General features: G+C 69.0%; 15 protein-coding genes and 2 pseudogenes. 10 read left to right on the top strand and 7 right to left on the bottom strand.

Features of this window, described 5'->3' with window-relative positions:
* Positions 1-2: 2 nt before the first annotated feature.
* The 4 genes from ACZ4SV_RS31860 to ACZ4SV_RS31845 form a co-directional block, all read right to left on the bottom strand.
* A complete protein-coding gene (locus ACZ4SV_RS31860) occupies positions 3-1,094 on the bottom strand; it encodes an endonuclease/exonuclease/phosphatase family protein (protein WP_468008586.1) in 1,092 nt (363 codons plus the stop codon).
* Positions 1,091-1,939, bottom strand: coding sequence for a UbiA prenyltransferase family protein (locus tag ACZ4SV_RS31855; protein ID WP_468008582.1), 849 nt, complete (start codon positions 1,937-1,939; stop codon positions 1,091-1,093). The genes ACZ4SV_RS31860 and ACZ4SV_RS31855 overlap by 4 nt, the downstream gene beginning before the upstream one ends.
* 153 nt (positions 1,940-2,092) lie before the next feature.
* Positions 2,093-3,130: an NAD-dependent epimerase/dehydratase family protein gene (locus tag ACZ4SV_RS31850; RefSeq protein ID WP_468008817.1), complete on the bottom strand. Its 1,038-nt coding sequence runs from the start codon at positions 3,128-3,130 to the stop codon at positions 2,093-2,095.
* Between the two features lie 8 nt (positions 3,131-3,138).
* Complete coding sequence (locus ACZ4SV_RS31845) at positions 3,139-4,581, bottom strand: aspartate aminotransferase family protein (protein ID WP_468008578.1); 1,443 nt, start codon at positions 4,579-4,581, stop codon at positions 3,139-3,141.
* Positions 4,582-4,934: 353 nt separating this feature from the next.
* Here ACZ4SV_RS31845 and ACZ4SV_RS31840 point away from each other — a divergent pair, with 353 nt between their 5' ends.
* From ACZ4SV_RS31840 to ACZ4SV_RS31815, 6 genes are all read left to right on the top strand, one after another.
* A complete protein-coding gene (locus ACZ4SV_RS31840) occupies positions 4,935-5,648 on the top strand; it encodes a LuxR C-terminal-related transcriptional regulator (protein ID WP_468008574.1) in 714 nt (237 codons plus the stop codon).
* Positions 5,649-6,062: 414 nt separating this feature from the next.
* Positions 6,063-6,206: a hypothetical protein gene (locus tag ACZ4SV_RS31835; protein WP_468008571.1), complete on the top strand. Its 144-nt coding sequence runs from the start codon at positions 6,063-6,065 to the stop codon at positions 6,204-6,206.
* A gap of 252 nt (positions 6,207-6,458) precedes the next feature.
* Positions 6,459-6,767 carry a hypothetical protein gene (locus tag ACZ4SV_RS31830; protein WP_468008567.1) on the top strand — a complete coding sequence of 103 codons (309 nt, stop codon included), beginning with the start codon at positions 6,459-6,461 and terminating at the stop codon, positions 6,765-6,767.
* Complete coding sequence (locus tag ACZ4SV_RS31825; RefSeq protein WP_468008563.1) at positions 6,764-7,636, top strand: hypothetical protein; 873 nt, start codon at positions 6,764-6,766, stop codon at positions 7,634-7,636. Before ACZ4SV_RS31830 ends, ACZ4SV_RS31825 begins: the two co-directional genes overlap by 4 nt.
* Positions 7,637-8,279: 643 nt before the next feature.
* Positions 8,280-8,825, top strand: coding sequence for an RNA polymerase sigma factor (locus tag ACZ4SV_RS31820; RefSeq protein WP_468008560.1), 546 nt, complete (start codon positions 8,280-8,282; stop codon positions 8,823-8,825).
* Positions 8,818-9,807 (top strand): CU044_5270 family protein, encoded by a 990-nt coding sequence (locus ACZ4SV_RS31815; protein WP_468008557.1) that lies wholly within the window; start codon positions 8,818-8,820, stop codon positions 9,805-9,807. Before ACZ4SV_RS31820 ends, ACZ4SV_RS31815 begins: the two co-directional genes overlap by 8 nt.
* A 50-nt stretch (positions 9,808-9,857) precedes the next feature.
* On the opposite strand, the gene ACZ4SV_RS31810 is transcribed toward ACZ4SV_RS31815, so the two are convergent.
* A complete protein-coding gene (locus tag ACZ4SV_RS31810) occupies positions 9,858-10,640 on the bottom strand; it encodes a peptidase inhibitor family I36 protein (RefSeq protein WP_468008554.1) in 783 nt (260 codons plus the stop codon).
* A 1,063-nt stretch (positions 10,641-11,703) separates the two neighbouring features.
* On the opposite strand from ACZ4SV_RS31810, the gene ACZ4SV_RS31805 reads away from it, so the two are divergent.
* From ACZ4SV_RS31805 to ACZ4SV_RS31795, 3 genes and pseudogenes are all read left to right on the top strand, one after another.
* The gene (locus ACZ4SV_RS31805; RefSeq protein WP_468008550.1) at positions 11,704-17,916 is read left to right on the top strand and encodes a DNRLRE domain-containing protein; all 6,213 of its coding nucleotides are present in this window, start codon (positions 11,704-11,706) and stop codon (positions 17,914-17,916) included.
* Positions 17,913-18,251: a Rossmann-fold NAD(P)-binding domain-containing protein gene (locus ACZ4SV_RS31800; protein WP_365876417.1), complete on the top strand. Its 339-nt coding sequence runs from the start codon at positions 17,913-17,915 to the stop codon at positions 18,249-18,251. The genes ACZ4SV_RS31805 and ACZ4SV_RS31800 overlap by 4 nt, the downstream gene beginning before the upstream one ends.
* A gap of 5 nt (positions 18,252-18,256) precedes the next feature.
* Positions 18,257-18,598: pseudogene (locus ACZ4SV_RS31795) on the top strand (alpha/beta hydrolase); the annotation flags it as partial.
* A gap of 94 nt (positions 18,599-18,692) precedes the next feature.
* On the opposite strand, the gene ACZ4SV_RS31790 reads toward ACZ4SV_RS31795, so the two are convergent.
* Positions 18,693-18,944 carry an MbtH family protein gene (locus ACZ4SV_RS31790; RefSeq protein WP_468008813.1) on the bottom strand — a complete coding sequence of 84 codons (252 nt, stop codon included), beginning with the start codon at positions 18,942-18,944 and terminating at the stop codon, positions 18,693-18,695.
* Between the two features lie 290 nt (positions 18,945-19,234).
* Here ACZ4SV_RS31790 and ACZ4SV_RS31785 point away from each other — a divergent pair, with 290 nt between their 5' ends.
* On the top strand, positions 19,235-20,062 hold the full coding sequence (locus ACZ4SV_RS31785; protein ID WP_468008809.1) for a class I SAM-dependent methyltransferase: 828 nt from the start codon (positions 19,235-19,237) through the stop codon (positions 20,060-20,062).
* Positions 20,063-20,338: 276 nt separating this feature from the next.
* Here ACZ4SV_RS31785 and ACZ4SV_RS31780 read toward each other — a convergent pair.
* Positions 20,339-20,818: pseudogene (locus ACZ4SV_RS31780) on the bottom strand (hypothetical protein).
* Between the last annotated feature and the right edge of the window lie 147 nt (positions 20,819-20,965).

Raw genomic sequence — 20,965 nt, 5'->3', positions numbered from 1 at the left:
GCTCACCTGTCATCTCGTGGGTCCGCGACGGAAATCTGCAGTACTTGTGCCATGTGGTCGGACATCGCCCGGGGGGAGACGAAGCGGTAGCTCCTCACCTTCACGTCCGCGGTGCTGAAGACCCAGTCCAGACGCCAGAGCCGGGGCAGCGGGATGTCGAAGGCCGGCCACGAACGGGGGAACAGGAAACCGCCGGGGTCCCGTCGTTCCACCCCGCCCGGCAGGGTCAGCAGCCGGCTGCCCCACGCGCTGTTGAAGTCGCCGGCCACCAGGCGCGGCAACGGGTTCCGGGCCAAGTCGGCCCGCAAGGACGTCAGTTCCGCCTGCCGACGGCGGTACTCGTCGTGCGTGTAGCGGTAGAACTCCTTCGTCAGCGGCGACAGATCGAGATTGACCGGCACCGCGAGGTGCACGTTGTACAGCGACATCACCGTCGACCCGTACCGGACGTCTGTGCGCAGCACCCGGCTTCCCCTCCAGTCGGTGTCGGAGGCCGGGAGAAGCCGCTGGCCGACGAGGGGGATCCGGGACATCGTCACGAGTTCGCTGGCCACGGCGATCCGGTAACCCGGGAAGGCGACGCGCAGCCGTGTGAGGTCGTCGATTCGCACGGGACCGTCGTCCCAGTGCAGGTATTCCTGGAGCAGGTACACGTCGGCGTGCTGGGCGCGCAGATAGGCGTAGAAGGCTGTGACATCGTCGGTCATGTGCCAGTAGTCGGTGTTCCACGAGAAGACCTTCAGCGTGCCCGCCCGGGGGCCGGAGCCGTTGTCGCCGAAGGCGGCGGCGGGCGCGAGACCCGCGAACGGGGCCCCCGCCAGCAGGGCGGCCACCAGAGCGGCGCCGGCCCGGCGACGGACCGGACGCGCGAATTGCGCGCAGACGAGCAGCGTGAGCGGGACGACGACCAGGGTGACCGGCGGCATTGTCTCGACGATCAGCCAGACCCACCACCGGCCGGCGAGCAGCAGGTGTGCGGCCAGGAACGTGATCCACAGCCCGGTCGCGATGACCACGGACCGGCTGCCGATGCCCCAGCGCGGGCGAGGCGGCTGCGCCTCGGTCGCGTCCTCGGCGAGCACGGGTGCGCTCACGAGCCCTGGCCTGCGGCCGGATCCGGCGCTCCCTCGAACGTCCCGTGCACAACGATCTGGAGGGCGATCCAGGCCAGCAGGCTGAGGACCGCGGTCGCGACGATGATCCGGTCCCTGACCAGGGTGCGCACCGGATCGGCGTCGCCGCCGGACGTCGCCACGATCTGCAGGTACCGGAAGAGCCCGAGCAGCGTGAGCGGGAGAAGGACAGGCGCCGCCCATACGCCGTACGGCGGTTCGTACGTGTTGAGGAAGAACACCAGCATCGTCACCCCGAGCCCCGCGCTGAGCAGGACCAGTTGGTCGACGAGGGGCTTGGTGTATCCCCGCAGTGCCGGCCGATGGCTCGGATCGGCGAGTTCCATTTCACTGCGGCGCTTGCCGAGTACGACCACGATGGCCAAGAGAAACACCCCCAGCGTCGGCCACCACGAGGTGTCCAGCCGCACGGACACGTAGCCCGTGATCAGCCGCAGTCCGAACCCGGCGGCCACCACGAAGATCTCGACCACGGGCACGTGCTTGAGTCCGAGGCAGTAGGCGAGGTTCAGCGCGAGATAGCCACCGACCGGGACCGCCAGCAGCGGCTCGACAAGGACGATCAGCAGGACGAGGGCCGCGACGACGGCTCCGCCGGTGAACGCGGCGGCGGAGACGGAAACCCGGCCGGCGGCCAGGGGCCGTTGTCGTTTGCCGGGATGCAGCCGGTCCCGTTTACGGTCGGTGATGTCGTTGGCGATGTACACGACCGACGACGCCAGGGTGAAGACCACGACCGCAGCGGCCAGGTGGAGCATCCCACGGGCTGTCCAGACCTGAGGGTGCAGCAGCGGAAGCGGCACCATGATGGTGTTCTTGACCCACTGATACGGGCGTACCAGCGTGATCAGCTCGTGTACCGGCCTCCCTCGAGGCGGTGGGGCCCCAGGAGGAGGTCCGGCAGGCGGCGAGGGTGCGTGCGTCGGTGTGTTGAACACGGGGTTCTCCTTGGTGCCACGTCAGAAGAGGATCTTCGCCAGCCCCAGGGCGCCTTGCCGCCAAGGCTGGTTGCTGGTGCGTCCGCCGGCGGCCGGGACCTCACCATGGCGGTTCTCCCGCCACCACCGGTAGGTCTGGAGGATCGCGTCCTGGTTGGACTGCTGGGGGACGAAACCGAGTCGCTCACGCGCCTTCTCGACGCTCACGTACGAGTCGGCCAGCAGCTTGGAGATCAGCCGCCCGTACACCGGCGACAGCCGGGAACGCTCCAGTGTCCGGAGCAGTCCGACCGCGGGGCGGGCCGGCACGGACACGACCCGCTTGCCGTGGCCGGCCGCGTCCAGTACCGACTGGAAGTCCTCGCGCAGGGTGCCGAACGAGGCCGCGCCGACGTTGTAGGTGTCGTCGGCGGCCGTTCGTGGCGCTCGCAGGACCGTGATCAGGGCCTCGACCAGGTCGTCCAGAGCGAGCATCTGGATCCGCACGTCACCGCGGCCCAGAACGGGGAAGTGGCGTCCTTCGTCGGCCCATTCGAAGAGCATCGCGAAGAGGCCCATGCGGCCGGGGCCCAGGAAGGTCTTCGGCCGGATGACGGACACGCAGTGCCCGCGGGCACGGTAGGTCTCGGCCGTCTCCTCGGCCGCGGCCTTGGCCTCACTGTAGGTGTCGACTGGTTCGCGGGGGTGGTCCTCGGGGGTGGGGACCAGCCGGGGAAGCCCGTAGACGGCCGTCGAGGACACATGGACGATCCTGGCCGCCCGCGCCTGGGCGGCGGCCTCCAGCACCGTAGCGGTGCCTGCCACGATCACCGATCGGATCTCTGCTGCACGGTAGCTGGGCAGGGCCGAGGCACAGTGCACGACCGCGTCGGTTCCCGCGAAGGCCTGGGCGACCGTCAGAGGGTCGCGGATGTCCCCGGTGAAGGGAACCAGCCCCTGTGCGGGTGCCACCGGCCGGACATCGAGAGCATGAACCTGACACCCCTGACGGAGCAGGTGCGCCACCAGATGGGAACCCAGGACACCGGCGGCGCCGGTCACTGCTATACGGGCAGGCAGGGCGTTGGTCACCACAGCGTGCTCACCCGCTCCCGGACGAACCGCGTCACCAGCCGGGCCATGCCCTGGGCGAGGGTGGCGTCGAGCGCTTCGAGGAAGCGCTCGGCATCGGCGGGCCCGGCCACCAGCGGGGGGCTGACGACCAAGGGGCTGCGGCCGTTGAGCGTGTAGTACGTGTAGATGTCGTGGTCACGGTACAGCGCGTTGACCACCGCGGATGTGATGATCTTGGTGCGCAGCAGCGGATCCCTGGCCGGTCCCGGCGCCGGCAGTTTGCCGAGCATGTCGAGCACCCGTGGACCGCCGGAGAGGAAGACACCGAACAGAGCGCCGGCCCCGCGGACGTCGGCGACCACGTCCGGGTAGGACTTGCGGATGCGTTCCAGACCGGGCGCCAGCACGTGTTCCAGGGCGCGCGCCCGGCCGGGGAAATCGTCCTCGACGGCGACGGCGACCGCCTCGAGCGCTGTGGCCGTCTCCTCGCCGAAGCCGTAGTAAGTGGTGCTGGTGCTCTGCATCATGGCGTCGGTCATGTTGTCGTAGGCCTTGCGGAACACGGGCTCCCTGGTCACGAAGGCGGAAATGGAGGATTTGCCGCCGCCGAAGGACTTCGAGGTGGTCAGGACGTCCGGCACCAGTTCCGGGTACCGCATGAAGTAGAACATCGTGCCCGTCTTGCCCCAACCGGTGTAGATCTCGTCGAAGATCAGCACGATGTCCTCGGCCGTACACAGATCTCGCAGGCCCCGCAGGAATTCGCCGGAGCACCACTGCATCGTGGAAGCGCTGAAGGGCTCCACGATGATGGCGTAGACGTCGCTGCGCCCGTTCTTCCCCCGAAGTTCGGCGACAGCCGTACGGACCGACTGCAGATCGTCGTAACGAAAGGTGCCGATGCCCGGGATGGTGGGGAAGGCGAAGTGGTTCTGGGCACCGCCGGTAAGACCGCCCGAACCGAGCAGCTTGCCGTGGAAACTGATATCAGCGCGCAGGATCCGGCTGCGTCGACCACCGTGGTACTTGAATGCCAGTTTGACGGCTCCCTCCACTGCCTCGGCACCGGAGTTCGGCAGGAAGGACATGTTCAGATCGCCGGGCAGCACCTGAGCCAGATTGTGTCCCAGGGCCGCGAGGTAGGGCGAGAAATAAGTCTTGTGGACCTCCATGCGCTGTTCCTGTTGGAAGCGCTGTCGGGCCGCGAGGATTCGGGGATGGTTGTGCCCGTGGTTGAGAACCCCGACGCCGCCGGTCAGGTCGAGGATTCGCTTGCCGTCACGGGTGTACAGAAAGGCGCCCTCGGCGCGGTCCACCAGGTCCTGACCGAAGCCGAACGATGTCATCAACCTGACCTGGCTTCGGTTGACGTAACGGCGGTACAGGTCCTGCACCTGGTCGACGGCCAGGTGTTCGGCTTCAGTCGATGATATGAGCCGGTCCGTCCATTTCTCCATTACCACCTCCGGGTTCAACAGTGACGACCGAAACGCTAAGGGGTGGAGGGGCTGGCTGTCCTCGGGTGAGAGGTGGAACCGTGACGCACCCCCGAGGTAGTAGCGAGCGGCGGGCTGCAACTGCCGTGGTAGGTACGGCTACCACGGGCGAATGACCTTCTGCCGCCTTGGATCCCTGACGGGGAGATGACCGACGCTCCGGGGCTTGCCCGCGCCACCCGCGAACCGCCGCAACGGTCACAATCAGCCATACGTCAGGGCTATCTTGATGGGATTACCCGTGAGCGTCACACTCTCCTGCGGATCTTCAGCGGCCATGTCAACAAAATAGATGTGTCAGGGGGTCATCGGAAATGATCAAGGTGCTCGTGGTCGACGATAACTTACTCATACGGGCGGGATTGCTGTCCTTGTTGCACACATCTCCCGGTATCCGAGTAGTGGGGGAAGCCGGCTACGGCGAGGAAGCGATGGCATGCGCCGCCAGCATAAATCCTGACGTCATCCTGATCGATATCCAAGTGCCGGGTGCAGGGATATCGGTCATCGAGCACATCCTCGCCCAGGCTTCCGAACCGCGTCCGAGTATCGTCGTCCTGACGACGTTCGACCGTGACGAGAGTATTTCGGCCGCCCTGCGCGCCGGCGCCTCCGGGTTCCTCCTCAAAGGCGACAGCCCGGAACACCTGGTTTCCGCCGTCATCGCGGCTGCCCGAGGAGACCTGCCCTTTTCCCCGAGCATCACCAGACGGCTCGTGGAGGCGTACGTGAAGCGGGTGGACTCGACGGCTCGCACTCTGACCGGGCTCGACGTACTCACCACGCGGGAGCGCGAAGTGCTCCGGCTCACCGCCAAGGGCCTGTCGAACAACGAAATCGCTGACGCCCTGGTCATCAGCGAGGCCACCGTCAAATCCCATCTCAACCGTGCCATGACCAAACTCCGGGTGGGCAGCAGAGCCCAGGCCGTAGTGCTTGCCTACGAGACCGGCCTCGTCGTTCCTCGCCGCACTCAAGTCCATACGGCCGGCGGTGTCCCGGTCAAGGAAGGCGACGGCCACGGTTGACAGTTCCGTGCTGATACCTCGCCGCTCGAGCCGACACCATTCGCTGGCTCAACACTGCTGTTGGCAAGGGCGCACCTGGACGCCCACCACGTGCCGGGGTTCCGCCTACCCGGGGTCGAGCTGTCGAGAGCAGTCAACGGCTGGAACGACCTGCCCGGCCCCGCGGCCGATAGCTGTGACGACCGGCCGGCACCCGCCGGCCGGTCCGCCACCGGGCGCCCCGGGTGAGAGTGCGGACACCACGTACGAGCCGTGGCGCGACCTGGTCACCGACTTCGCGGCCGGCCAGGCTCGTGCACTGCCAACGGCCCATGAAGACCCTTGGTCCTACAGGTCGTACACGCTTGTTGGTCAGCCGTCAGCGGCACCTCAACGCGCGAACTCGGAAGCCTTCTCGCCTGGGGGCGGGCGCCGTTGGAGATGCTGTACGCGGCCGCGCCGTGGCGGACGTTCCGCTGGTACATGGGGCAGAAGCACTGCTCGGGTTCGTACTGGTCGAGTACGCAGTCGGATCACGTGATCTACGAGTCGCAGTTGGAGCTGGCGCGGTTGCTCTAGCGGCCTTCGACCGGGATGTCACCGCGATCGTGGTCCAGCCCTTCTTGCTGCGGGCGGAAGTGGACGGCGTGCTGCGCCGGCACATTTCGGACTCCCTGATGGCAACCACGGCAGGCCCGCTGGTCGTTGACGTCAAAGCCGCAGCACCGGGCGGCCAAGCCGGAGCACGCGTTCGCCTTCGCCTGGACCCGCGAGGTGGTCGAGTTCCGCGGCTAGCGCTACGAGGTGTGGAGTGAGCCGCCGGAAGCCGAGTTGGCCAACGCCCGGTTCCTCGTGGGCTACCGCCGCGACTGGCTGTTCGAGCCGGACCTGACCGAGGGGATACACGACCTGGCGGTGGAGGCGGCATCCTCTGAGCGGCTGTTCGACCCGGTCATCTTCGACGAAGTACCCGACCGGGTGGTGGACGGGAACACGCGGGGAGAGGCGTCCGACTGCCTGCCCGGTCGGCCGGCTCCGCTGGTCCGGGCCGGGGTCCTGCACCTTCCCTGGAAGCAGCAGTGGTCAGTCGACCTGAGCGTTCCGCTGAGTGCTCGCAGCGTGCTGAGGACGGCGTCGTGAGCCGGGCGGCGGTGCGGGTGGGAGTGGGGAGCCGGTTCTCCTACGACGGCGAGGTCGTCGAGGTGGTGGAGTTCGCCGGCACGCAGGCGGGCGGCGAGGCGGTCCTCAAGGACGGCCGGGACCGGCGGCTGCGGCTGGCCGTCAAGGAACTGCTGCTGTCCGACCGCGCTCGCGTCATCCCGGACGGGCCGGGGCCGGCCTCCGACGATCCGCAGCAGATGGCGGCGGCGGTGGTGGACTGGGTGGACGTCGGCGAGCGGGAGCGTGTGCTGGAGCGGGCTGCGCATGTGAGGGAGGTGCTCACGGGGCTCCGCGGTGGCAGCGAGGAACTGGCGGCCGGGAGGAGACTCGTGCTGCCTACGCGGCGGGTGAGCCGTTGGAGATTCGGTACGCGGCGAAGGCGGCCGAGCTCGAGGTGGCGACTCGCGCGGTCAAGCGGTGGGGTCGCGGCCTTCCGCCGGGACGGCGAGGCGGGGCTGGTGCCGGCCCGCAACGGGCCGCGCTCGGGGCACCGGAACTCTGAGGTGCGGTCGGAGGCGGCGCTGGAGGTGATGGTCGAGCACACGGGCCAGCCCAAGCCGTCGCGCAAGACGGCGATCGAGCGGACCCGGGCCCGACTGCTGGCCAGAGGATTTGACGAGGAGGGCCTGCCCAGCCGGGCGACGGCTTACCGCCTCCTGGAAGATCTGGAGCGGCGTCATCCGATGTTCCGGCTGAGTACGAAGCGGAACCGGGACATCGCCTCCCGGCCCGGCGGGGTCTACGGGAAGCTGCGGCCGACCCGGCCGGGTGAGTACCTGCTCATGGGCACCAGCCGGCTGGACGTCTTCGCCCTGGACCCGGTGACTCGTGGTTGCAGGCGGAGCTGACCGTCGCGATGGACTGGTACACGCGCTGCGTCTTGGGGATCAGGATCACCCCGGTGCCGACGAAGGCCGTGGATGCCAGCGTCGCCCTCTATCAGGCGTTCCGCCCCCGACCCGCAGGGGAGGACTGACCGGCGCACGCCGTCTGGCCCGAGCATGGCATTCCGCGGTCGGTGCTGATCGACGTCAGACGAATCCCAGCCGCCCCTGCTGGCCGCTTCTGCCACGCCGCGCTCCACGACGCCCACACCGCCGGCCAGTGCGACCTCGGCGCGGGCATCCTGTCCGACCTCGCCTACCAATTGCTCTGGCTCACAGACGCCCGTGGTGCCGTGGCCATCCTCGAACCCGCCATCCCGCGCACCCAGCACCCCACCGCCCGCGCTCTCCTGCCTCCGTCAGGCCCGTGCCCTCGCCGCCCTCGGTGAGGACGGACCGTGCCGCCGGGCCCTGACCGCCGCGGAGAGGGCGCTGCAGGCTCCCTGCCTGGATCTAGCACTCCTCGAACGGATACGAGCTGTCGGTTGGCACCGAATGACACCGTCGGGGCGTGTGTCTTTGGACAGGGAAACACCGGACCTTCAGATTCCTCCATGAGTGCCTGTAAGGATCAGCCGATGGTGCACATATACGGGCTGGAGGGAATGTGAACACGACCAATGAGCAGCGCTTCACGGCGCTGTACAGGGAACATCATTCAGCTGTGGACGCGTACGTGCGCCGTCGGCTGGGTGGTTCCTCGGCGAGCGACGACGTTGTCGCCGAGGTTTTTCTGACCGCGTGGAGGCGGATCGAGGCGATACCGCGCAAGGCGGTTCTGCCCTGGCTGTACGCCACGGCTCGGCGGACACTGGCAAACACCTATCGTGCTGAGCAGCGCCGACTGGACCTGGTCGAGGAGGTGGCGCGCCAGCCACATGGGCACGCGGCTGACCCGGCGGAAGGAGTGGCCGGACAGCTCGCCATGGCCGCGGCCTTCGCTGCCCTGAGCGAGTCCGACCGGGAAGTGCTGCGCCTGGTCTTATGGGAGGACTTGCCGGCCCGGCAGGCGGCGAAGGCCATCGGCTGTTCCACAGCGGCCTTTCACGTGCGCCTGCACCGTGCCCGCGCCCGGCTGCGCCACCACCTCGACCTCGTCCAGCACAACCCGGCCCACCCGGTCTCCGCGATCCTTGGGGGAGCAGATGCGTGATCTCGACCAGGTCCTGCGGGCCATGAACCCCGTGACCGCGGGACGGCCCGCGGACGAGACGCAGTTGCAGGGCATCTTCGCCACACCGAAAGACGCCGGTGCCGCGCCGCACTCCTCGTCACGGCCGGCGCTGCGCTGGTGTCTTGCCGCTGCCGCGACGGCCACCGCGGCAGCGGTCGCCTACACGGTGATCGGCCCGTTCGGCACGGCGGCCCAGCCGGCCCTGGCGCTGACCCCCGCGCCGCTCGCCTACCACCCGAGCGACCGGCCGGCCGCGGACGTGCTCCACGACATCGCGAACCGGGTCGCGCACCTGCCCGACGACAGGCCCGCGCCCTGGAAGACCGAGCACTTCGTGTGGGACTCGTGGTCCTTGTCCACCCGCGTGGACAACATTCAGGTGACGTCGGCCGTCATACCCGAGCACCGCGAGACCTGGCAGAAGCCCGACGGTTCGGCCCGCTGGAAGACCAGGACTCTGCCACCCGAGTTCCAGAACAGGGATCAGCGCGAGCTCTGGGAGGATGCCGGTGCACTGGGCCGGGCCCCGCAGCAGAGCACCGGGTCCGGCGACGCGTCGAGTCTGACCGAGCCGCCCTCCACCGTGGAAGGAATGCGGGCGTGGCTGGCGAACGGGCAGCGGATGGGGCCGGGTCTGCTGTACGAAGTGGTACCTGAACGCTTCCAGGACCACGTGTTCTCCCCCGCGCAGCGAGCGGCACTGCTGCGTGTCCTCGCTGACACGAAGGACATCGTCTACACGGGCAAGGTCAAAGACCGCGCGGGGCGGACCGGCGAAGCGTTCTCCCTCACCGGTCGCTTCGGCGGCCTGCCCAACAAGCGGACGTTGATCTTCGATCCGCGCACAGGAAACCTGCTCGCCGACGAAGAACAGATTCTGAACGATACCGGCAAGCTCAATGTCAAGCCTTACTCGGTCATCGGCTACATCAACTTTATGAAGTCCGATCGGCTTCCGTGATCGGACATGACGGAGCCCGGCACATCCAAGACGTGCCGGGCTCCGCTGGGCTACGAAGTCCAGAAGCAGTCTGCCTTGTTGTCCAGGGACCCCAGGCTTGAGCTGTGGGAATGGTCGCTTTCCTGCCACAGCACCGGCCGCTTGCCGTCCACATAATTATGGCAGGAATAGTTATTTCCGGTCACCGTACGGCCTGCCACGTAGATGGTCTTCCCACCCTTGTTCGACCAGGACGAGGTCCTGTTCTCAAAGTCCCAGGCATCGAACATCGGAGCGTTGCTCATGGTGTACTTCGCGCTGAACTGCAGGCGCCGACCGCCATAGTTCGTGTACTGGTAAAAGCAGTACCAGTCGTTGCCGATGATCTGTGTGGGACACGAAGAGTCCGACCCGGACGCCGTGACTCCGGAATCGGGGCCGTCGTTGCTGGCCTCGTCCGCCGCGTCGATAGCCTCCTGGGCTGCTTCATCCACAGCCTGCGGCGCCATCACAGCCGGAGCAGAAGCCTTCGCCATGAGTCTCATCGCAGTTGGACTGGACAGCGGCGCGTCGGCCTCGCCGGGAACTGGAAACGTCATAATGACGGAACCATTCTCCCAAGCGATCTCATTCTCGCTGATCTGCACGCCACCCACAGTCTTGGCGAGCACTTCGTCGATTTGTTGCTGCGGCGTATCCGGAGCCTCAGCCGCCTGCGCCGTCCCCACGGCGCCGAGGCACAGCAACATGGCTCCCGCAACCGCCCCTAAACGGGCTTGTACACGCATCGAAACCCCCCATTTTTCGCCACGGCCTAGTAACGCCGTGTATGCCACGAGGAGAGCTTGCTGCATATTGATCTCAAATTAGCACCTGGAGAAGGAATCTCTACATACGGATCAGAGCACTCCGCCCTCGCGGACTCTCCCCACGGAGGCCGGTTCCGCAAGCCCGGCACGTAGGCGTGTAGACCAACACCAACAACAAGACGCACGGCCGCCGTCGTTACCCGCGCGCTCCAGCTGGAGCGCGCGGGTAACGACGGCGGCATTCTCCTTGTAGATCTCGTGCCCCCCCCCCGCAGATCGGCGCCATGCTCGCCGGGGTCGACCGCTCCATCCTCGCCGGGAAGCGGAACGCCGCCCTGGTGCTGCTCGGGTTCACCACGGCGGCCCGCGTCTCCGAGCTGGTCGCCTTGGACGTCGCCACCGTGAAGGAGGCGGAGCACGGCTACGACGTGACCGCAAGCACACCCCGAACCCCGTGCTGTACGGCAGCGACGCGGCCACCTGCCCCGTCCGGGCCTTGCCACGCCTGCCTCGACGCCCTCGCGGCCGCCGGGCGCACGGCCGGCCCGCTGTTCGTCCGGGTCGACGGTTCCCGCGTCCTCGCCCGGTACACGCCGGCCGTCTCTGTCACGGCCGAGATAGCCGGCCCCTTCCGACGAGACCGTCACCACTCATCCGCCATCACTGCGGTCGCAAGCGGCGATTCAGCCGGCCCCGGCCGCTCCCGGTGCCGTAGGCGTCATCCCGCAAGACACCCATCCCCAGGCGGGATCACCCGGCGTGACGAAACGCCCTGGCCGGCCGCACCGCCAGGGCCTCCGACGGTCTTTGTGATCTTCACGGGGCATGCATCAGTCAGGCACGTCGGCCAGAAGTTCCCATCGTGCGGCAAAGACTTAACCAACGCACAGCAAGGAGTAAACATCGCATAAGGGTCCAATCTGATGATCATTAACCCTTTCCGATCCCCCTCCTTGCCAAGTGCAAACCTTATGCTCGCCCCTCGGCCCATCACAGGGCCTTCACATGGAGGTTGCGCGTGCATCAGCACACACCCCCGTCGCCCAGATGGCGACGGGGGCTTTTCAGGAGAGTGGTTGCGCCACTGGCCGGTTCGCTGGCTCTGGCCATGTCCATCTCGCTGCTGGACGGCAGTGAAGCGGCGTTCGCCGCACCTCAGGCCCCGGCCAAGTCCGTGCAGGCGGGCAAGCGGTGGGCGTCGCAGGCGGCCGACCTGCCCTCGGCCCGTGTCGCGGCGCGGTTGTCGGGCAAGCGGGTCGAGGCACTGTCGGAACGCACGGAGACGTCCACGACGTGGGTGAACCCGAACGGGTCGCTGACCACGGAACTCGCGGCCGGACCGGTGCGGTTCAAGCGTGACGGCCGGTGGACCGACGTAAACCTGGACCTGGCGGCCCGCGCCGACGGCACGGTCGCTCCCGCCGCTCACCCCGAGGGCCTGGTCCTGAGCGGCAAGGGCGGCAGCAAGCCCGCCTCGCTGAAGGCGGCGGGCAAGGCCGCGGCACGCACCCTGGTCACCCTCGGCCAGGGCCGGGAGCAGGTGGAACTGCGGTGGAAGGGCGGCCTGCCCACCCCGGCCCTGGACGGTCCGAAGGCCACCTACCGTGACGCCGTGCCCGGTGCGGACGTGGTCGTGGAGGCCACCCGGACCGGCTTCGAGCAGTACGTCACCATCAAGCAGCGCCCCGCTTCCGGCGGCTACGCCTACACCATGCCGCTCAAGGCCAAGGGCCTCAAAGCGGCTCGGCAGGCCGACGGCAGCGTCGTGTTCACCGACGTCAAGACGGGCAAGAAGCGTGCGGTGATGCCCGCTCCGGTGATGTGGGACGCCACCACGGACCCGGTCTCCGGCGAACACACCCACCGGGCGAAGGTCGGCCTGAAGGTCGTCCGGCACGGCTCCGGCATCGATCTGGTCTTCACCCCCGACGCCGCCTTCCTCGCCGACAAGGCGACGAAGTTCCCGGTCACGGTGGACCCCTCCACCACGGCGTTGAGCAACGTCTTCGACACCTACGTCCAGCAGGGCGAGACGGTCGACTGGTCCGCGGACACCGAGCTCGACCTCGGCAACCCCGGCACGAAGAACGCCGACGGCACCGCGCGGACCGCACGGTCGTTCATCACGTGGAACACGGCGCCGTTCGCCGACGCTCTGGTCTCCTCCGCGAAGCTGTCGCTGTGGAACTTCCACTCGGGCAACACCGACTGCAAGGCGTACCCGTGGGAGGTGTGGGACACCGCCAAGCCCTCGACCGCCTCGCGCTGGGCCGGGTCCGCGCAGCCCGCGTGGAACCAGAAGTTCGCCACGTCGACCGCGACCACCGGCAACCCGGGCTGCTCGACGCAGCCGGACGGCTGGATCAGCGCGGACGTGACCAACCTGGCGCAGACGTGGGCGTCGGCGAAGAACACGACGTCGAACATGGGTCTGCGGACCACAGACGAGGCGTCGAGCATGCCGTGGAAGCGGGTGAACTCCGCGAACGCGGCGTCCAACCCGCCCAAGCTGACCGTCACCTACAACTACCGGCCCCGCACGGGCACGGACCAGCAGGCCGGCCCGCCGTTCTTCAAGGACTCCAAGGGCGCCTGGTACGTCAACACCCTCACCCCGACCCTGCGGGACACCTTCGCCGACCCGAACAACGACAAGGTCCAGGGCTTCTTCCAGATAGCCGACAACGCCACCGGTACTCAGGTCGGCTCCAACCTGACCTCGGCGTTCGTGCCGGCCGGGCAGCCGGCCTCGGTGAAGGTGCCGGCGGGGCTGCTGGCCAACGGCAAGACGTACAAGTTCCGTACCACCCCGTTCGACGGCACCAGCTACAACCTGGAGTGGTCGCCGTACGCGGTCTTCACCGTCGACACCTCCGCGCCCTCCGCGCCGGCGTCGGTGACCTCCGCCGACTACCCCGCCGACCAGTGGGTCAAGGGCGCCGGGCAGGCGGGCAAGTTCACCGTCACCCCGCCCTCCGGTGACCAGAACGGCATCGAGTGGTCGCTGGACGGCACCACCTGGACCAAGGTCCCCACCTCCGGCACCACCCCGGTGACCTTCAACGTCACCCCCGCGAAGGCCGGCACCAACACGTTGCAGGTGCGGGCCACCGACAAGGCGGACAACAAGTCCGAGGCCGTGTCGTACACCTTCCACGTCGGCCCGGGCGGCGTCACCGCACCCGACGACGGCACCCGCACCGCCGCCCGCGTACCGCTCGCCGCGGAAGCCGACGGCTCCAAGTACGACAAGGTCACCTTCTCCTGGCGCCGCGGCGACGCCGACACGTGGGCGCCCATCCCGGCCGGTGACGTCACCAACGCCGGGCAGCCGCTGACCGCGTGGCCCATCGCGCTGAGCGCGGGCAAGAGCCCGAACCTGGCCTGGAACGCAGCCTCGACCGTCACACCGGACGGAGCCGTTCAGCTCCGCGCGGACTTCACCGGCCCCGACAGCGCTGCCACGTCGTCCGATCCGATCACCGTCGTCGTGGACCGCACCGCGGACGCGGCGGCGAGCGAGAAGGTCGGCCCGGGAGCGGTGAACCTGCTCACCGGCGACTTCACTCTCTCCGCCACCGATGCCGAGTTCTTCGGCATGTCGGTGACCCGCACGGCCTCCTCCCGCACCCCGCAGGCCGGGGCCGCGCAGGAGGGTCAGGCGCCGATCTTCGGCAAGGAGTGGCTGTCCGGCACCGTCGCCGAGGCGGTCGACTCCGACTACGCGCAGATCGTGAAGACGTCGGCGACCTCGCTGAGCCTGGCCTCCGTCGACGGCAGCACGGTCAAGTTCACCGCGAACGCGGCCAAGTCCGGCTGGGTACCGGAGCCCGGCTTCGAGAGCCTGACGCTCAAGGGGTCCTTCACCTCCGGCGATTTCACCCTGTCCGACACGGGCGGCACGGTGACCACCTTCTCCAAGGTCGCCCCTGCCGCAACGGCCTGGACGGTCACCAGCTCGCTGGCCGACGGTCTGGCCAACTCCACCACCAAGGTCGTCTCCGAGGCCGTGACGGTCGGGGACAAGACCCTCGCCCGCCCCAAGCGGATCATCGCCTCCACCACCGCCACCACCCTTGCCGGATGCCAGAGCGACCCCTCGGTCAAGGGCTGCCGGGTACTGGAGTTCGTCTACCCGACGACCACCACGGCCACCGCGACCTCGTACGGTGACGTGGCCGGACAGGTGAGCCAGATCAAGCTGTGGTCCACCGCGCCGGACGCCACCGCGTCCACCGCGGTCGCCGTCGCGCAGTACGCGTACGACGACGCCGGCAGGCTTCGGGAATCCTGGGACCCGCGTGTCTCTCCCGCGGTGAAGGCCCAGTACGCCTACGACAACGCCGGCCGGGTCACCACGCTCACCCCCTCCGGTCAGCTGCCGTGGACCTTCGCCTACGGCAAGGCCGGCTCCACACCGGCGGCGGGGGACGGCATGCTGCTGTCGGTCTCGCGCCCCACCCTCACCCCGGGCAGTGCGACCGCGGCCAACGGCACCGCCACCACTACCGTGGTGTACGCGGTGCCCGTCTCCGGTGCCGCGGCCCCGGAGAACATGAGCGCGGGCGCGGTGGCGGCCTGGGGGCAGAGCGACACGCCCACGGACGCGACCGCTGTCTTCCCGCCCGACCAGGTGCCCGCCTCCACCGACGGCACGTCCCTGACCGCAGGCGACTACACCCGCGCGGACATCCACTACCTCGACGCCTCCGGTCGAGAGGTGGACGGCGCCACTCCCGGCCATCACCTCTCCGTCACGGAGTACGACCGGCTCGGCAACGTCATTCGCACGCTCAGCGCGGGCAACCGTGAGCTGGCGCTGGGCAGCACCCAGGCGCACAAGGACGAACTCACCACGCTGGGCATCAACGCCCTCGCCTCCGCCGAGCGTGCGCAGCTGCTGTCCACGACCAGCGTCTACAACGACGACGGCACCCAGGAACTGGAGACCTTCGGGCCGCTGCACCAGGTCACGCTCGCAGGCGACCTGATGTCCGGAGCGACCAAGCTGGCCACCGCCGGCGCCCAGACCGCGGCTCGTCGGCATACGCTCGAGGAGTACGACGCCGGGCGCCCGACCGACGGCACGGCCACGGTCAAGAACGAGATCACCAAGGAGACGGTCGGCGCCCAGGTCCGTGCCTGGCCGGACGTGCTCGCCGACCCGCGCGTGGTGAGCACGGGATACGACTGGGCCAAGGGCCTGGAAACCAGCACGGTCAAGGACCCCGGCGGCCTCGCCGTCACCACCGCGACCGGGTATGACGAGCAGGGCCGGATCACCTCCACCCGCCAGCCCGCCTCGAACGGCTCCGACGCCGGTACGACCGTCACGACCTACTACACGAGCGACGGCACCGGCGTCTGCGGCGGCCGCCCCGAGTGGGCCGACGCCGTCTGCCAGAGCGGCCCGGCCTCGGCCATCACCGGCGGAGGAGCCAACCCCACCAGCCTGCCCACCAAGACCTTCCAGTACGACCGGTGGGGCAACCCCACCACCGTCACGGAAACCTCGGGCAGCGTCACTCGCACCACCGGCACCACCTACGACGGTGCCGGACGGCCGGCCACCATGTCGGTCACCGGCGGCATCGGCCCGGTGATCCCCACCGTGACCACGGGATACGACAGCGCCACCGGCCTGCCGGTCTCCCAGACGTCGACGGCGGGCGGCACCATCACCAAGGCGTACGACAAGCTCGGCCGCCTGATCTCCTACACCGACGCCGACGGCGGCACCACCACCACGCAGTACGACGCGCTCGACCGGCCGACCAAGGTCACCGACAGCGTTCCGTCGACCACCACCTACACCTACGACACCGCCGTCGACCCGCGGGGCATGGCCACCTCCATGACCGACTCGGTCGCCGGCACCTTCACCGCCCGCTACGACGCCGACGGAGAGCTGACCACCGAAGGCCTGGCCGGCGGGTACACCATGACCCAGCAGCGGGACTCCGTCGGCACGGCGACGGCCCGCACCTACGACCGTGACAGCGACGGCACCGTCCTTGTCGCCGACAGCGTCACCGCCACCATCCACGACCAGTGGGCCACCCACACCGGCACACCCGGCGTCACCGCTTCCCAGGCCTACACCTACGACAAGATCGGACGCCTCACCCAGGCACAGGACACCACCCCGGACGCCGTCTGCACGACGCGCGCCTACACGTTCGACAAGAACAGCAACCGCAAGTCGCTGGCCACCGCCGCCGCCGCACCCAACGCGGACTGCACCACCACCGGCGCCACCACCACGTCGTACACCTACGACAGTGCCGACCGGCTGGTGAACAGCGGCTACACCTATGACGCCCTGGGCCGCACCACCGCACTGCCCGGCGCCGCCGTCACCTACTTCAACAACGACCTCGTCCAGCAGGAAACCGCCGGCAACCAGCGCCAGACCTGGACCCTGGACTCCGGGCTGCGCCTGCGCGCCTCGAAAACGGAATCCAACGCGTCCGGTGCCTGGACCCAGACCGGCGCCAGGACCAACCACTACGACGGCGACACCGACGACCCGCGCTGGACGGTCGAAGACACCGCCACCGGCGCACTGACCCGCAACGTCGACGGCCTGGACGGCAGCCTCACCGCCATCACGGACAAGACCGGCGGCAGCGTCCTGCAGCTCGCCAACCTGCACGGTGACATCACCTTGCAGCTGCCCGCTGACACCCAGGCCGCCCCCGCCGTTCTCGACTACGACGAGTTCGGCCACCCCCGCACCGACCAGCCGGCGGCCCGCTACGCGTGGCTCGGCGGTGCGCAGCGCGCGGACGACACCCCATCGGGCCTCCTCCTCATGGGCGTACGTCTCTACAACCCGGACACGGGCCGCTTCCTGTCCCCGGACCCGGTTCCCGGCGGCAGCGCCAACGCCTACGACTACTGCTACGGCGACCCGGTCAACTGCTACGACCTCGACGGCCGCTTCGCGGCGGTCGCGGCGCTCGGCTTCTTCGCGGTCGCCGACTGGTGGAACCCGCTGGGCTGGATCGTGGCGGGCCTCATGGCCCTCGGCATCACCGTCTACGCGGTCTACAAGGGATCGCAGTGGATCGTCCATCGCCACGGGCACACCGAGAAGGCGACCCCGGCCAACTCCGGCTACTGGAAGAAGCTGAGGCCGTACAAGGGCAAGACGAAGACCAACGGCAAAACCGGGAAGTCGCGCCGGTACTACGAGTGGGACTACACCCACGGTGACATCGAGGTCTACGATTCCAAGGGCAACCACCTCGGCAGCGCCGACCCCGAAGGCGGACACATCTACAAGCCGAAGGTGAAGGGGCGAAAGATCAAGGTATGACGTTCATCGACGACGTCCTTCAGGGACGTGCCACCATCGACGACTTCGAGTCCTACAACGACACGTGGCAGGACTCGGAGGAGGATCTCGGTGAGTTCCACGACTTCGTGGGACTGCTCTGGCCCGAGTACGCGCTGTGGGCGACGGACCACGAGCGGATCGACGGCGATGATGTACTCACCTACGTGATCGCAGCTCGCCGCCGCGACGTCGGCCTGCTCGACCACCTGCGGTCCGTGAAGGCACAGGACGCCACGGCTGCCGAGGTGTACCGCCTCGCCGGCTGGTGGGCCAAGGACTGGGAAGCCGTTTCCCAGCACTACACGGAGGACTGACCCTCATGAGCGGGGCCGGGACAGGCGACACAGCCCGCACCGGCCCCGCTCCCTGCGTGACACACCAAGCTCGGCTCCGACCTCCTGGCACGCGCCCCCGGGGCCGGCCTGGCCCACACCCTGGCCTTCGGCATGATCAGCGGCCACCGCCACCAGGACGTCCCCCGTCTCGCCGCGCTCGTCGCGGGGGGGTCGTCGCCGTCAGCGTCGAGTACCGCCTCGCACCCGAGCACCCCGACCCGGCACCGGTCGAGGACTGCTACGCCGGTCTGCGGTGGCTGACGGACCACACCGACGCACTCGGCGTCGACCCCCGCCGTGTCGTCGTCATGGGCGGCAGCGCCGGAGGCGGCCTCGCCTTCCCTGGTCCGGGGTACGGCGGGTGCGGTGCCGGACCGGAAGCCGGCCCGCCCGGTCGGCGCCCTCCGCCACCGGTGCGTCCTATCCGTTCCGTCCGTCCTGTTCGCCCGCCCACAGGCGACGACGCAGGCTCAGCGGACGCATGTCGGTCCACACGTCCTCGATACGAGCGAGACAGTCGGACTTCGAGCCGGTCCTGCCCTCGTCCGACCACCCGGCCGGGTTGTCCCGGTCGGCGGGCCAGACGGAGCACTGCTCCGATGGCCTCCATGGTGAGGCTTGAGACGGGCACTGTCCGCCAGACGCCGGAAATTGCCTACCACCGGCTGACACCAGCACGTCGACGGACAGGCGGAACAGCGGCGCAGAGCGGCTCGGGCTGTGCCGTGGTTGTGCGTGACGGTGGTGTGCTGCCTGACGCGCGAACCGCCCCGTGGGACGCGCCCGTTCTCGTGGTCCCTGGCGGCCTGGCTCCCGAGTTGTCGGGTGGCTGGGCGTCGCATGGACCTCAGCAGCTTCCTGCACCCCCACCGACGAACGGGAACCGGCTGAATCGACACCTGGCACGGCACTTTTCCGGTTTTCCTCCCCCGCGCGTGGCCGGGGCGCGGTTGGATGTCCTCATGACCTCCGCCGAGCACGCGCGGCTGATGCGCGCCAACCAGGCGAACTGGGACGCCCGCACCCCGGTCCACGTCACCAGCCGGTTCTACGGCCTGGACGAGGACTTGCATCCGGAGCGTTGGTTCGCCGCGTATGAGTGGGAGGACCTCGGCGAGTTGTCCGGCCGGGACGTGCTGCACCTCCAGTGCCACCTCGGCACGGAGACGCTCGCCTTCGCCCGGCGTGGAGCCCGGGCGGTCGGCCTGGACTTCTCGGCGGCGTCCGTGACGGCCGCGCGGGACCTCGCCGCGAAGTCGGGCCTCGACGTCACCTACGTCCAGGCCAACGTGTACGACGCCGTGGCGGCACTCGGGGGCCGGCGGTTCGACGTCGTCTACACCGGCAAGGGCGCCCTGTGCTATCTGCCCGACCTCGACCGGTGGGCGGATGTCGTGGCCGGGCTTCTGCGGCCGGGCGGCCGGTTGTACGTCGTGGAGTTCCACCCGCTGCTCAACGCGCTCGGCCCGAAACCGGGTCCGGGTGAGGGACCGGAACTGCTGCTGCGCCACGACTACCTGGGAGGCTCCGGTCCGGTGCACCGGGACGCCACCTACACCTACACCGACGGCCCGGCCGTCGAGGGCGCCACGGACAGTTACGAGTGGATGCACGGGATAGGCGAGGTCGTGAACGCGTTGACGGATGCGGGAATGGGCGTCCGGCGACTACGGGAGAGCGACGAGCTTCCCTGGCCGCGCTGGCCGCGGATGGTCCGTACGGACTCCGGCTGGTGGCGGCTGCCCGAGCCGCGGATCCCCCTTCTGTACGGCCTCCTGGCCGTTCGTTGAGCCTGGCCCGGACGGGACTTGACCTGGGAGCGGGCCAGGTTCAGTACGGGGATCGCGAGGGAGCCCGCGGCGGCGATGCGCTTGATGCCGCTGACGGTCAGCTCCAGAGCGGCGTCCACGGTGCGCGGCGCGCCGAGTGCGCCGTAGCCGCGTGCCAGCAGTCCGCCGTCGTCGACGACCAGGACCCGCCGCCCGGCAGCGCGCGCGGCGTCGAGGAACGCGTCCTGCGGGTTCCCGGCCCGGCCACCTGCGCACCGCCCGCATCCGCCTGGGCTGTCAGACGGCCGGAGCCCGCAGGAGCCGGTCCTGGGTGCTCTCCGGGAGGACCCGGCGCAGGACCGGGGCGGTGGAGCTAAAGGAGGCTACCCACAGGCACCGCCCGCCGAGCACGGGTTCGGCCCACGCCCCGCCCGTCAGGCTCCTCCCCCACGTCACCTGTGAACACGTGCGGGCCGCCGTCCTGGACGAGGGGCGGCACCGTGCCGTAGCTGAAGTGGGTGGTAAAGGTCGCGTCCATCGCTCCCGTACCGCCAGGACCCACTGGCCCCACCGGAGGGTGTCCGGGCTGAGATGCAGGACGGTGCTGGGCACCACCTGCCGGTCCTCCGGTGCCTCGTCCGGCTCCGTCGAGCCCAGAGCGGTGAGGGTGTCGGTGTCGTAGAGGCGACCGTCGTCGCCGTCCAGGTGGCGGGGGCCGACCCAGCAGGCCGCCGGGGTCCGGTCGAGCGGGAAGTCGCGGTTCAGGGGCACCTTCAAGGGTGAGGGGATCTACTGGCCGTCGCGTGCGGTGCGGCGGGGTCGACGCGATGGCTGGACGGGAGACTGCCAGGCCGTGTCACGGCGACCTCGGGCGGCAGGACACCGAGCCGACTGTGCTCATCGCGCCCCTCAGCGCGGTAGACG

The sequence above is a fragment of the Streptomyces sp. NPDC027672 genome, assembly GCF_055566335.1.
This window is presented reverse-complemented; position numbering and strand designations above follow the sequence as displayed.